At 63.7% G+C, this 12,528-nt stretch carries 12 protein-coding genes; 11 read left to right on the top strand and 1 reads right to left on the bottom strand.

Annotated features, from left to right (window positions below):
- The first annotated feature begins 2 nt into the window (after positions 1-2).
- From LB525_RS27500 to lpdA, 11 genes are all read left to right on the top strand, one after another.
- Positions 3-374, top strand: a complete 372-nt coding sequence (locus LB525_RS27500) for a cupin domain-containing protein (protein ID WP_224549511.1) — start codon at positions 3-5, stop codon at positions 372-374.
- Positions 375-377: 3 nt separating this feature from the next.
- Positions 378-875 carry a DUF1579 family protein gene (locus tag LB525_RS27505; RefSeq protein ID WP_224549513.1) on the top strand — a complete coding sequence of 166 codons (498 nt, stop codon included), beginning with the start codon at positions 378-380 and terminating at the stop codon, positions 873-875.
- Between the two features lie 77 nt (positions 876-952).
- Positions 953-1,249, top strand: coding sequence for a hypothetical protein (locus LB525_RS27510; RefSeq protein ID WP_140846351.1), 297 nt, complete (start codon positions 953-955; stop codon positions 1,247-1,249).
- Positions 1,176-1,592, top strand: coding sequence for a PIN domain-containing protein (locus tag LB525_RS27515; protein WP_224549526.1), 417 nt, complete (start codon positions 1,176-1,178; stop codon positions 1,590-1,592). The genes LB525_RS27510 and LB525_RS27515 overlap by 74 nt, the downstream gene beginning before the upstream one ends.
- A gap of 27 nt (positions 1,593-1,619) precedes the next feature.
- Entirely contained in the window at positions 1,620-2,522 is a 903-nt protein-coding gene (gene sucD, locus LB525_RS27520) for a succinate--CoA ligase subunit alpha (protein ID WP_126080453.1), read from the top strand.
- 143 nt (positions 2,523-2,665) lie between these two features.
- Entirely contained in the window at positions 2,666-5,653 is a 2,988-nt protein-coding gene (locus LB525_RS27525; RefSeq protein WP_224549528.1) for a 2-oxoglutarate dehydrogenase E1 component, read from the top strand.
- A 59-nt stretch (positions 5,654-5,712) separates the two neighbouring features.
- A complete protein-coding gene (gene odhB / locus LB525_RS27530) occupies positions 5,713-6,993 on the top strand; it encodes a 2-oxoglutarate dehydrogenase complex dihydrolipoyllysine-residue succinyltransferase (protein ID WP_224549530.1) in 1,281 nt (426 codons plus the stop codon).
- Between the two features lie 88 nt (positions 6,994-7,081).
- On the top strand, positions 7,082-7,714 hold the full coding sequence (locus LB525_RS27535; protein WP_224549531.1) for a DUF4241 domain-containing protein: 633 nt from the start codon (positions 7,082-7,084) through the stop codon (positions 7,712-7,714).
- Between the two features lie 29 nt (positions 7,715-7,743).
- Positions 7,744-8,220, top strand: a complete 477-nt coding sequence (locus LB525_RS27540) for a hypothetical protein (protein WP_411971055.1) — start codon at positions 7,744-7,746, stop codon at positions 8,218-8,220.
- Complete coding sequence (locus LB525_RS27545) at positions 8,217-8,972, top strand: SDR family oxidoreductase (protein ID WP_224549535.1); 756 nt, start codon at positions 8,217-8,219, stop codon at positions 8,970-8,972. Before LB525_RS27540 ends, LB525_RS27545 begins: the two co-directional genes overlap by 4 nt.
- Before the next feature lie 23 nt (positions 8,973-8,995).
- Positions 8,996-10,402, top strand: a complete 1,407-nt coding sequence (gene lpdA / locus LB525_RS27550) for a dihydrolipoyl dehydrogenase (RefSeq protein WP_224549537.1) — start codon at positions 8,996-8,998, stop codon at positions 10,400-10,402.
- 710 nt (positions 10,403-11,112) lie between these two features.
- Here the strand turns inward: lpdA and LB525_RS27555 are convergent.
- Complete coding sequence (locus LB525_RS27555) at positions 11,113-12,177, bottom strand: TraB/GumN family protein (RefSeq protein ID WP_224549539.1); 1,065 nt, start codon at positions 12,175-12,177, stop codon at positions 11,113-11,115.
- Between the last annotated feature and the right edge of the window lie 351 nt (positions 12,178-12,528).

Consider the following 12,528-nt stretch of genomic DNA (forward strand, 5'->3'; position numbering starts at 1 on the left):
GGATGCCTCCGCGCAAGATAAACCTGGTCGAGGCGGCGGACGCGAAGATCGCCAAGGTCTTCGATCCGCATATCGCCGGCGACGTCAACGATGCCCAGGCCAAGGTCGCCAAGTTCGGCGAGACCTTCGACTGGCATGCGCATGACAATGAGGACGAGGCCTTCCTGGTGCTGCGCGGCAGGATCGCCATCGATTTCCGCGACGGGCCGGTCGAGCTTGGCGAGGGCGATTTCATCGTCGTGCCGCGCGGCGTCGAGCATCGGCCGCGCTCGCTGACGAAGGAGCCGGTGGTGCTGATGTTCGAGCCGGCGACGACCTTGAACACCGGCAACGCCCGGAGTGACCTCACCGTCACCGACCTGAAGCGGCTCTGAGCCATGAACGCGTCACCCTTCTCTTCCCTCTCTGACGGTCACCAACGCCTGCAGGCGCTGGTCGGCGCGTGGCGCGGCGAGGAAGAGGTCGCGGCCACGCAATGGACCGATGCCGGCACGGCAACGTCGGAACTGCAGGCCGAGGCTGAGTTCGGCGGCCTGTTCGTGGTGCAGCGTTATCGCCAGCGCCGGGACGGCACCGTCTCGTTCGGCGCGCATAATGTGTTCGGCTTCGACCAGCAGAGCGGCCTCGTCACCATGCATCAGTTCGACTCGATGGGGTTCGTGCCGATGTCGCCGGCTACCGGCAGGTGGAACGGCAACGAGCTGATGCTGGAACGGTCGTCGCCGCGCGGCGCCGCGCGCATGGCGTACAGCTTTGACGGCGCTGACGCCTACCGCATGAAACTTCAGTTCAAGCCCGCCGGCAGCGATGCATGGCAAGGCATGGTGAACGGCCTCTACCGGCGCGTTCCGCCTTCCGAGATGAAGGAAGGCTGAGCGATGGAGATCAGGACGGTTGAAGGGTCACACATAATCACACATATTGTACCTGTGTATTTATGTGGAGACGGACAATGAAGAACGTCACCTTGGCCATTGACGAGGCCCTCCTTGAAAAGGCGCGCGGCCTCGCTGGGCGTCGCCAGACGACGCTCAATGCCCTTATTCGCACGCTGCTCGCGCATGAGGTCGAGCAGGAAGACCGGATCGCCTGGGCGCGGGAAGGCATGCGCAGGTTGATGAAAGAATCGCCGCTCGATCTAGGCCCTGCATACAAATGGAACCGGGACGAGATCTATGCCGAACGAGAGGATAGAATGCTTTCTCGACTCGAACGTCCTCCTGTACGCGGCTTCGGAGAGGACGAGTGATCCTCGCCGCCACGATATCGCGCAAGGCCTTGTCCTCGGGACCGTGTTCGGCGTCTCTGGCCAGACCTTGGCAGAGTTCGCCAACGTGGCAAGGCGGAAGTCGGTCTCGGCCGATGCTGTGGTCGACCAATGGCTGGTCTTTCTCGGCACGCTTCCTTTTGTCCCGGTCGATCAGGCCTATGTCATCGCGGGGCTTCGTCTCGCGCGTCGCTATCAGCTCAAATATTACGACGCGGCGTTGCTTGCAGCCGCGGAACGGTTCGGCGCGCCGATTTTTTACACCGAAGATCTCAACCACAACCAGGTCTATGGCTCGGTCCGGGCCGTCAATCCTTTCTTGTAATCGCTGAATTCAGAGGCGTTCCCACCCATGTCCATTCTCGTCGACAAGAACACCAAGGTGCTGGTTCAGGGTCTGACCGGCAAGACCGGCACGTTCCACACCGAGCAGGCGCTGGCCTATCACGGCACCAAGATGGTGGGCGGCATCCACCCGAAGAAGGGCGGCGAAACCTGGACCGGTTCGAAAGGCGAAAGCCTGCCGATCTTTGCCACCGTCGCCGAGGGCAAGGCAAGGACCGGCGCCAACGCCTCCGTCATCTACGTGCCGCCTGCGGGAGCCGGTGAAGCCATCATCGAGGCGATCGAGGCCGAGATCCCGCTCATCGTCTGCATCACCGAAGGCATCCCTGTGATGGACATGGTCAAGGTCAAGGCGCGGCTCGACCGCTCCACCTCGCGGCTGATCGGCCCGAACTGCCCGGGCGTGCTGACGCCCGACGAATGCAAGATCGGCATCATGCCCGGCAACATCTTCCGCAAGGGCTCGGTCGGCGTTGTTTCGCGCTCGGGAACGCTTACCTATGAGGCAGTCTTCCAGACCACCAATGTCGGCCTCGGCCAGACCACAGCGGTGGGCATCGGCGGCGACCCGGTCAAGGGCACCGAATTCATCGACGTGCTGGAGATGTTCCTCGCCGACGACGAGACCAAGTCGATCATCATGATCGGCGAGATCGGCGGTTCGGCCGAGGAAGACGCCGCGCAGTTCCTCAAGGACGAAGCCAAGCGCGGCCGCAAGAAACCGATGGCGGGCTTCATCGCCGGGCGCACCGCGCCGGCCGGCCGCACCATGGGCCACGCGGGCGCGGTGATCTCGGGCGGCAAGGGCGGCGCGGAAGACAAGATCGCGGCGATGGAATCGGCCGGAATAAAAGTTTCGCCCTCGCCGGCGCGGCTCGGGACGACGCTGGTCGAGGCGATCAAGGGTTAAGTGAGTAGCGAATAGTGAGTAGCGAATAGCGAATAGCGAATAGGAAAAACAGAGTAGCAGCGCGATCCGGGCAGCCCCTACTCGCTATTCGCTACTCACTATTCGCTCCAAAAAGGAGACGGAGCCAGGCTCCGCAGACGAAAATGGCAAGACAAGATCAGGCCAACGACCAATTCTCGCTCACCTCATTCCTCTATGGCGGCAATGCCGATTACATCGACGCGCTCTATGCGGCCTATGAGGACAATCCCGCCTCCGTCGATCCGGAGTGGCAGGATTTCTTCGCGGCGCTGAAGGATGACGCGGGCGATGTCCGCAAGAACGCCAAGGGCGCGTCCTGGGCGAAGCCTTCCTGGCCGCTGCAGGCCAATGGCGAGCTGGTCTCGGCGCTAGACGGCAATTGGGGTCTGGTCGAAAAGGCGATCGAAAAGAAGGTCAAGGAAAAAGCCGTCGTCAACGGCGCGGTGCTTTCCGACGCCGACGTGCACCAGGCGACGCGCGATTCCGTGCGCGCCATCATGATGATCCGCGCCTACCGCATGCGCGGCCACCTGCACGCCAATCTCGACCCGCTCGGCATCGCCAAGCCGCTCGAGGATTACAACGAGCTGTCGCCGGAGAATTATGGCTTCACCGAAGCCGATTACGATCGGCCGATCTTCCTCGACAATGTGCTGGGCCTCGAATTCGGCACCATCCGGCAGATGCTGGATATCCTGACCCGCACCTATTGCTCGACGCTCGGCGTCGAGTTCATGCACATCTCCGACCCGGAAGAGAAGGCCTGGATCCAGGCGCGCATCGAAGGCGCCGACAAGGAGATCACCTTCACCGCCACCGGCAAGAAGGCGATCCTGTCGAAGCTGGTCGAGGCCGAGGGCTTCGAGCAATATATCGACGTCAAGTACAAGGGCACCAAGCGTTTCGGCCTCGATGGCAGCGAGTCGCTGATCCCGGCGCTGGAACAGATCGTCAAGCGCGGCGGCCAGCTCGGCCTGAAGGAAATCGTGCTCGGCATGGCGCATCGCGGCCGCCTCAACGTGCTCTCCCAGGTAATGGCCAAGCCGCACCGCGCCATCTTCCACGAATTCAAGGGCGGCTCGGCGGCTCCCGACGAAGTCGAAGGCTCGGGCGACGTCAAGTATCATCTCGGCGCCTCGTCGGACCGCGAGTTCGACGGCAACAAGGTGCACCTGTCGCTGACGGCCAACCCCTCGCATCTGGAAATCGTCGACCCTGTCGTGATGGGCAAGGCGCGCGCCAAGCAGGATCAGTTGTCCGGCCGTGAGCGCGGCGAGATCGTGCCGCTGTCTGAGCGCGCCAAGGTCATGCCGCTGCTGCTGCACGGCGACGCAGCCTTCGCCGGCCAGGGCGTGATCGCCGAGATCCTCGGCCTGTCGGGCCTGCGCGGGCATCGCGTCGCCGGCACGCTGCATTTCATCATCAACAACCAGATCGGCTTCACCACCAATCCGCGCTTCTCGCGCTCTTCGCCCTATCCATCGGATGTGGCCAAGATGATCGAGGCGCCGATCTTCCACGTCAATGGCGACGATCCGGAAGCGGTGGTGCATGCCGCCAAGGTCGCGACCGAGTTCCGCATGAAGTTCCACAAGCCGGTGGTGGTGGACATGTTCTGCTACCGCCGCTTCGGCCACAATGAGGGCGATGAACCGTCCTTCACCCAGCCGATCATGTACCGCAACATCCGCAGCCATAAGACGGTGGTGCAGATCTATGCCGACCGGTTGATCGCCGAAGGCCACGTCACCCAGGCCGAAGTCGACAAGATGCGGGCCGACTGGCGCGCGCATCTGGAAGCCGAATGGGAAGTCGGCCAGCACTACAAGCCCAACAAGGCCGACTGGCTGGACGGCGCGTGGTCGGGCCTTCGCACCGCCGACAACCAGGACGAACAGCGGCGCGGCAAGACCGCCGTGCCGGTGCGCACGCTGAAGGAGATCGGCAAGAAGCTGACCGAGGTGCCGAAGGATTTTGAGGCGCACAAGACCATCCTGCGCTTCCTCGAAAACCGCCGCCAGGCAATCGAGTCGGGCGAAGGCATCGATTGGTCGACGGCCGAGGCGCTGGCCTTCGGCGCTATCCTGCTCGACGGCAATCCGATCCGGCTTTCCGGGCAGGATTCGGAGCGCGGTACCTTCTCGCAGCGCCATTCGGTGCTTTACGACCAGCGCGACGAGACCCGCTACATTCCGCTCAACAATCTCTCGGCGGCGCAGGCCGGCTACGAGGTCATCAACTCGATGCTGTCGGAGGAGGCGGTGCTCGGCTTCGAATACGGCTACAGCCTGGCCGAGCCCAAGGCGCTGACGCTCTGGGAAGCGCAGTTCGGTGACTTCGCCAATGGCGCCCAGGTCGTGTTCGACCAGTTCATCTCGTCGGGCGAGCGCAAGTGGCTTCGCATGTCGGGTCTCGTCTGCCTGCTGCCGCATGGCTATGAGGGCCAGGGGCCGGAGCACTCGTCGGCGCGGCTGGAGCGCTTCCTGCAGCTCTGCGCGGAAGACAATATGCAGGTCGCCAACGTCACCACGCCGGCTAACTATTTCCATATCTTGCGCCGACAGCTGAAGCGCGACTTCCGCAAGCCGCTGATCCTGATGACGCCTAAATCGCTGCTGCGCCACAAGCGCGCGGTGTCGACGCTGTCGGAGATGGCGGGCGAAAGCTCGTTCCACCGACTGCTTTGGGACGATGCGCAGCTCTTGGCCGACCAGCCGATCAAGCTGTTGAAGGACTCCAAGATCCGCCGCGTCGTGCTGTGCTCGGGCAAGGTCTATTACGACCTCTATGAGGAGCGCGAGAAGCGCGGCATCAACGACATCTACCTGCTGCGCGTCGAACAGCTCTATCCGTTCCCGGCCAAGGCGCTGATCACCGAGCTGTCGCGTTTCCGCAATGCCGAAATGGTGTGGTGCCAGGAGGAGCCCAAGAACATGGGCGCCTGGTCGTTCATCGATCCCTATCTCGAATGGGTGCTGGCGCATATCGACGCCAAGCATCAGCGGGTGCGCTACACCGGACGGCCGGCCTCGGCCTCGCCGGCGACAGGGTTGATGTCGAAGCATCTCAGCCAGCTTGCGGCGCTGCTCGACGACGCGCTCGGCGAATAGGGCCGGGCGCGCAAACAGGCCGGACGAAACAGACCTCAAGAAGACAACGGACAGGCACAATGGCTACCGAAATCCGCGTCCCCACTCTCGGCGAATCCGTCACCGAGGCGACTGTCGGCAAGTGGTTCAAGAAGGTCGGCGACGCGATCGCCGCCGACGAGCCCCTGGTCGAGCTCGAAACCGACAAGGTGACGGTGGAAGTGCCCGCCGCGGGCGCCGGAACGCTGGCCGAGATCGCCGTCAAGGAAGGCGAGACGGTCAATGTCGGTGCGCTGCTCGGCTCGATTTCGGCCGGCGGCGCGGCTGCAGCACCCGCCACCAAGCCGCAGGCGGTGGCGCAGGCTTCCAGCCCGGACGCCGCGTCCACCACCAAGCAGGCGGCGGCCGAAACCGCCAAGATGGCCGGCGACGCCGGTCCGGTCGAGCCGCGCACCATGCCGCCGGCGCCGGCCGCGGCCAAACTGATCGCGGAACACAATCTCTCGGTCGACCAGCTGTCCGGTTCCGGCAAGCGCGGCCAGGTGCTGAAGGGCGATGTGCTCGACGCCATCGCCAAGGGCGCCCCTTCCCAGCCGGCCGAGATGCCGAAGGCCGCTCCGGCGCCCGTCGCGGCCCGCGCGCCGTCCACCGCCGAGGATGCGCCGCGCGAGGAGCGCGTGCGCATGACCAAGCTGCGCCAGACCATCGCGCGCCGCTTGAAGGAGGCGCAGTCGACCGCCGCCATGCTCACCACCTTCAACGAGGTGGATATGAGCGCGGTGATGGCGCTGAGGGCCAAATACAAGGACGTGTTCGAGAAGAAGCATGGCGTGAAGCTCGGCTTCATGGGCTTCTTCACCAAGGCGGTGACGCATGCGCTGAAGGAGATCCCGGCGGTCAATGCCGAGATCGACGGCACCGACATCATCTACAAGAACTTTGCCCATGTCGGCGTCGCCGTCGGCACCGACAAGGGCCTTGTGGTGCCGGTGGTGCGCGATGCCGACCAGATGTCGATCGCCGAGATCGAGAAGGAGATCGGCCGGCTGGGCCTCGCAGCGCGCGACGGCAAGCTGTCGGTGGCGGATATGCAAGGCGGGACGTTTACGATTTCCAACGGGGGTGTCTATGGCTCGCTGATGTCGACGCCGATCCTGAACGCGCCGCAGTCGGGCATTCTCGGCATGCACAAGATCCAGGACCGGCCGATGGTAGTCGGCGGCCAGATCGTCATCCGGCCGATGATGTATCTGGCGCTCAGCTACGATCACCGCATCGTCGACGGCAAGGAAGCGGTGACCTTCCTGGTGCGGGTCAAGGAAAGCCTGGAGGATCCCGAGCGGCTGGTGCTCGATCTGTGATCGGAGCCGATCCGCAATGAGTGGTTGGTCAGATGCCTTACGCCGATTCCTTCGGCGTGGACGCGTCTGGCTTTTCTCCGACTTGCCCGTGGTCGCTTCGCCCGCCGATTGGGAGGCCTCCGAGATCAGCAGCAACCTCGGCGTCTTCGCTCTCAGCTCTGCCGAGATGGCGGAACGGAAGATCACCGTCACCACGATCGGTGAGCTTGAATTGCCCACCGGCGAAATCGTTGCCTGCGACCCGCTCATCACCGGACTGGGACGGCCGCCATTTAGCCGCAAGGTAAAGCCGGGGCGCTACCCGGTCATATTGCTTCAGGTTCGGACCAAGATTGCCGTGGCGGCATTGCGTTTCGGCTCTGGCTTGCCGGTGCGTTGGGAATTGGCCACCTTTGCTCGAGACCACCCATCGGGCTATGAGTTTGAATTTATCGTTGATGACGCGGTTGCGTCGTTTATGGACAAGTCGTTCCTGACGATAATGTCTGACCAAGAGGAACTTGACGACTATCTCGCCGACGTCGCGTGCACTATCGACAGGTTTTGTATCGACAGTCCGATTGAAGGCAACCCGATCAATGTAGCCATGTTCGACACTGGCTATGGCGACGGCGCGTATCGGTCTTTCTGGGGGTTGGACGCATCCGGCGAACCACTGCTCCTGATGACCGACTTCGAAGTGCTCGAAAACGCCGATGGCCGTAACGAGGCCGATCGATGAGGATACTTGCCTCACCCATAATCCGGTGGATGGCTAGATCGGCGGTTTTGTTGTCGGCTTCCAGCGCTCATGCCGCCTGCCCGATCCAGCTTGCCGTCTATGGCGAGGCGCAGAGCGGCGCCGAGATCGACTTCACGCCGGCCGGCAGTTCGGCGACGATCACCAACGCCTTCCGCATGATCCTCGACAACAATGTCGTGCTCGACGGCATTGCCATGTGGACCGAAGGCAGCGCCGCGCGGCCGCATGGCTCGCTGATGTACAAATGCCCGACCGGCGACATCACCGGCGAGGAGCTTGCCGCCTGCACGGTCTGGGAAGGCGTCATCTACAGCGCCGACGAAAAGGGCGGCGTTGGCCTGCTGCCGGCCGAAGGCGCCGACGCGCCGAAAAGCCTCATCTTTCCCGATCTCGGAGCGTCGCTGGAGATGTCGGCCGCCTATGGCCCGGCCGGGTTCTCCAAGGTGCCATGGGACATTTTCGTGCTGAAAGGCTGCCAGGAATGAGCGCGCACAGAAAGACGCTGCTGGTCACTGGCGGCAGCCGCGGCATTGGCGCCGCCATCTGCCGACAGGCGAGCCAGGCCGGCTACCGGGTGGCAATCAACTATGTCTCCAACCAGGCGGCGGCGGACACGCTGGTCGCCGAGCTTAAAGTCGGTGGCGGCGATGCTTTCGCGGTCAGAGGCGATGTCGGGAACGAGGCCGATGTCCTGGCGATGTTTGAAGCCGTCGACCGGGCCTTCGGCCGGCTCGACGCCTTCGTCAACAATGCAGGCATCGTCGATGTCAAAGCGCGCGTTGACGAGATGAGCGTAGCGCGGCTGGAGCGCATGATGCGCATCAATGTCGTCGGCTCCTTTCTTTGCGCCCGCGAGGCGGTGAAGCGCATGTCGACGCGGCATGGCGGCAGGGGCGGCGCCATCGTCAACCTATCCTCGGCGGCGGCCAGGCTGGGATCGCCGGGCGAATATGTCGATTACGCCGCCTCCAAGGGCGCGATCGACACCATGACCATCGGGCTGGCGCGTGAGGTGGTTCTCGAAGGCATCCGCGTCAACGCGGTCAGCCCCGGCATCACCGAAACCGAAATCCACGCCTCGGGCGGCCAGCCCGACCGGGTGGCGCGGATGCAGGACGCGCTGCCGATGAAACGCGCGGGAACGGCCGACGAAGTCGCCAGCGCGGTTCTCTATCTAATGTCGGACGCAGCCTCCTATATAACGGGCGCGATCCTGAATGTGAGCGGCGGCCGCTAAGGGCCAGACCAGAAGGAACCATCATGGCTTATGACGTCGTAATCATCGGATCGGGACCGGGCGGCTATGTCTGCGCCATCAAGGCGGCGCAGCTCGGGCTGAAGACGGCGGTGGTCGAGAAGAACGCCACCTTCGGCGGCACCTGCCTCAACATCGGCTGCATTCCCTCGAAGGCGCTGCTCTACGCCTCCGAAATGTTCGCGGAAGCCGGCCATGCCTTCGATACGCTGGGCATCGAGCTACCGGCGCCGAAGCTCAATCTGAAGAAGATGATGGCGCATAAGGACGCGACAGTCGCGTCCAACGTCAACGGCGTCGCCTTTCTGTTCAAGAAGAACAAGATCGATTCCTTTCGCGGCACCGGCAAGGTGGTTTCCGCCGGCAAGGTTTCGGTGACCGGCGAGGACGGCAAGGTCGAGGAAATCGTGACCAAGAACATCGTCATCGCCACCGGTTCCGATGTCGCCGGCATTCCCGGCGTCAAGGTCGATTTCGACGAGAAGGCGATCGTCTCCTCCACCGGCGCGCTGTCGCTGGCCAAGGTGCCGGCCAGCTTGGTGGTGGTCGGTGGCGGCGTCATCGGGCTGGAGCTCGGCTCGGTGTGGGCCCGGCTCGGCGCCAAGGTCACGGTGGTCGAGTTCCTCGACAACATCCTCGGCGGCATGGACGGCGAGGTGTCGAAGCAGTTCCAGCGGCTCCTGTCCAAGCAGGGGTTCGAGTTCAAGCTCGGCGCCAAGGTCACCGGCGTCGCAAAGACCAAGAAGGGCGCCAGCGTCACCTTCGAACCGGTCAAGGGCGGCGCGGCGGAAACCATCGAGGCTGATGTGGTGCTGGTTTCCACCGGGCGGCGGCCCTATGCCGACAGCCTGGGGCTGAAGGAAGCGGGCGTCGAGGTCGACGAGCGCGGCCGCGTCAAGACCGACGGGCATCTCAGGACCAATGTTCCCGGCATCTATGCCATCGGCGACGTGATCGCCGGGCCGATGCTGGCGCACAAGGCCGAGGACGAAGGCGTGGCGGTGGCCGAGACGATCGCCGGCCAAGCCGGCCATGTGAACTACGACGTCATCCCGAGCGTCGTCTACACCAGCCCGGAAATCGCTTCGGTCGGCAAGACCGAGGAAGAGCTGAAGAAGGCCGGCATCGACTACAAGGCCGGGAAATTCCCGTTCAGCGCCAATGGCCGCGCGCGCGCCATGCTGCACACCGACGGCTTCGTGAAGATCCTGGCCGACAAAGCGAGCGACCGCGTGCTCGGCGTCCATATCGTCGGCTTCGGCGCCGGCGAGATGATCCACGAGGCGGCGGTGCTGATGGAATTCGGCGGTTCGTCCGAAGACCTGGCGCGGACCTGCCACGCGCATCCGACGATGTCGGAGGCGGTCAAGGAAGCGGCGCTGGCGACGTTCTTCAAGCCGATTCATATTTAGCTGCGCACCAGCGCCATCGCTTCGGCATCCTAGGGCGAAGCAAGGAGCGAAGCGACGCGCGTAGACCCCAGGATCATGCCGTGATGCTAAGGCATTGCAACGGTTGCAGAATTTTGCACTGTTGCGCTCTACGGCAACGGTCGCGGCATGGATACCCGGGTCAAGCCCGGGTATGACGAAGGCCGCCGTAGTTCTCCTAACCAAAACGGCCCGCCTTTGGCGGGCCGTTTGTCGTCAAGCTGTAGCCGGATTACTGGGCCGGCGCAGGTGCCGGAGCCGGGGTCGGCGTAGGCGTAGGCGTAGGCGTAGGCGCCGGAGCTGGCGTGGGAGCCGGGGTGGGCGCTGGAGTTGGCTCAGGCGCCGGAGCGGGCGTTGCAGGCGCCGGGGCAGGCGTGCTGGCCGCCGGCGGCTCAGACGGGGCGGGGGCATGCTCGCCGCCGCTTCTGCCAAAGACATAATACGCAACAATGGCCAGGATAATGACAACAAGGGCGATCAGCCACCCGCTGCCGCCACCACCGCCACGCGTTGGGGGAGGCGTGCTCGAAGGGGTGTAGGGATCGTTAGGGTTCGCCATGAAACGTGTCCTCCTTGGATGAAAGTCATCAAAATAACAGCCATCAACGCGCTGAGCCCGCATCGGGTTTCACGCGAACGGACGGAAAGCGCTGAAAAACCGGCGTTTTCAGGCCCGCCAGCCGCCAGACGACTCAGTTGACGGCGGTAACAGTATACCCTGCCTTGCGAAAATCCTCGACCAGTCCTTCCGGGCCGGGCAGATGCATGGCGCCGACGGCCATAAAGACGTTGCCCTTGGCCAAAATCGGCCCGGCATGCGCCGCCATCACCTTGTTGCGGCTGGTGATCATGGTCTGCTCGAAGGCGGCATAGCCGGCCTTGTCGTCCGCCGTCTCCGGCAGCACGGCGCGGAACAGCGGCCAGAACATGCCGACCTCGCCACGCTGGTAGAGCACGATCATCGTCTCGTTGACGTCGTTCACCTTGTCGCCGAGCTTCATCGTCTCGACCAGGCTCTTCATGTGGAATTCGATCGGCAGCGAAGCCATGGCGCGCAATTGATCGACGGCGGTTTCGAGCCCTTCGACATCCTTTCCCGAGGCCTTGGCGTCCGAGGCAAGCTTGACGTCCAGCACGGGTTCGCCGGCGCTCTGGCGCGCCACCTCGCAGGCCGGCAACGCCATCATCGCCGACAGGATCCACGGCTTCATCTTGGCGACCGTCGCCGGCGGGATGCCGCGCGCGTCGAGCCCCTTGTCCAGCGCCGCCGCATCGTCCCGCGACAAGAGCGACGACAGGGTGGTGTTGTCGGTGAACATCATCAGGCCGGGTTCGCTGGCCATCGCGGCCATCATCTTGGCCTTGTCCATTGCGTCGGTGGTTTCAATGACGATTGTGCCGGCGCCGTCATAGGCTTTCTGCGCGGCGGCCGGCAGCGTCGTGACGCGCGTATCGGTCATATGCATGGTGCCGAACAGATAGGACGGTTTTTCGCCGGGCTTCTCCAGCTTCCACAGCAGGCCCTTGCCGTTGGGTACGGCCGCGGCCTCGGTCTCGACCTTCTTGAAGGCGGCGGGATCGTTCTTCTCCAGCGCCGTTAACAGATCGGCGCCGGCGCAATTGGGCGCTGCGGCAAGCGCCCGGCCGGCAAGCAGCAGGACGGCCAGGAAAGACAAGAAGAACAGCAGGTTGAGCGCTGCAAGCAGCTTCAACGAGACCAGGGCCGCGCGGTCGGCGATGGCGATGACGCGTTTCATGAAGAAGCATCTTAGCGCCGAAAAGCGGCAAAACGGTTAATCGGATCGGGGAAATTGTCTTCGGTCGGTTCTGGTTTGCGGCGTAGACGTTCTGCGGGTTGGCGACGCGTATGGACATGGCGCGCCTTGGTGGTTAGCGGAAACGCCCATCACGTCGTCATCCACGGGCGGAGCAAGGAGCGAAGCGACGCGCGCAGACCCGAGGATCCATGCCGTGCCTTCAAAGCGCCGCTGCGGCCCAGAATTCTGCACCGTTGCACCCCATGGCCGAGTGCACGGCATGGCAACTGTGTTCACGCGAATGCGGTTTTGTCGCGAATGATAGCGTTGAGGACGACCAGGAGCTTCCTT

The sequence above is a fragment of the Mesorhizobium sp. CA16 genome, assembly GCF_020165175.1.
Taxonomy (GTDB): domain Bacteria; phylum Pseudomonadota; class Alphaproteobacteria; order Rhizobiales; family Rhizobiaceae; genus Mesorhizobium.

What these genes read in the sequence shown, in the direction of transcription:
- LB525_RS27500 (WP_224549511.1), top strand. Translation starts at nt 3, where the DNA reads ATGCCTCCGCGCAAGATAAACCTGGTCGAGGCGGCGGACGCGAAGATC.
- odhB (WP_224549530.1), top strand. Translation starts at nt 5,713, where the DNA reads ATGGCTACCGAAATCCGCGTCCCCACTCTCGGCGAATCCGTCACCGAG.
- LB525_RS27545 (WP_224549535.1), top strand. Translation starts at nt 8,217, where the DNA reads ATGAGCGCGCACAGAAAGACGCTGCTGGTCACTGGCGGCAGCCGCGGC.
- LB525_RS27505 (WP_224549513.1), top strand. Translation starts at nt 378, where the DNA reads ATGAACGCGTCACCCTTCTCTTCCCTCTCTGACGGTCACCAACGCCTG.
- LB525_RS27510 (WP_140846351.1), top strand. Translation starts at nt 953, where the DNA reads ATGAAGAACGTCACCTTGGCCATTGACGAGGCCCTCCTTGAAAAGGCG.
- LB525_RS27540 (WP_411971055.1), top strand. Translation starts at nt 7,744, where the DNA reads ATGGCTAGATCGGCGGTTTTGTTGTCGGCTTCCAGCGCTCATGCCGCC.
- LB525_RS27515 (WP_224549526.1), top strand. Translation starts at nt 1,176, where the DNA reads ATGCCGAACGAGAGGATAGAATGCTTTCTCGACTCGAACGTCCTCCTG.
- lpdA (WP_224549537.1), top strand. Translation starts at nt 8,996, where the DNA reads ATGGCTTATGACGTCGTAATCATCGGATCGGGACCGGGCGGCTATGTC.
- LB525_RS27525 (WP_224549528.1), top strand. Translation starts at nt 2,666, where the DNA reads ATGGCAAGACAAGATCAGGCCAACGACCAATTCTCGCTCACCTCATTC.
- sucD (WP_126080453.1), top strand. Translation starts at nt 1,620, where the DNA reads ATGTCCATTCTCGTCGACAAGAACACCAAGGTGCTGGTTCAGGGTCTG.
- LB525_RS27555 (WP_224549539.1), bottom strand. Translation starts at nt 12,177, where the DNA reads ATGAAACGCGTCATCGCCATCGCCGACCGCGCGGCCCTGGTCTCGTTG.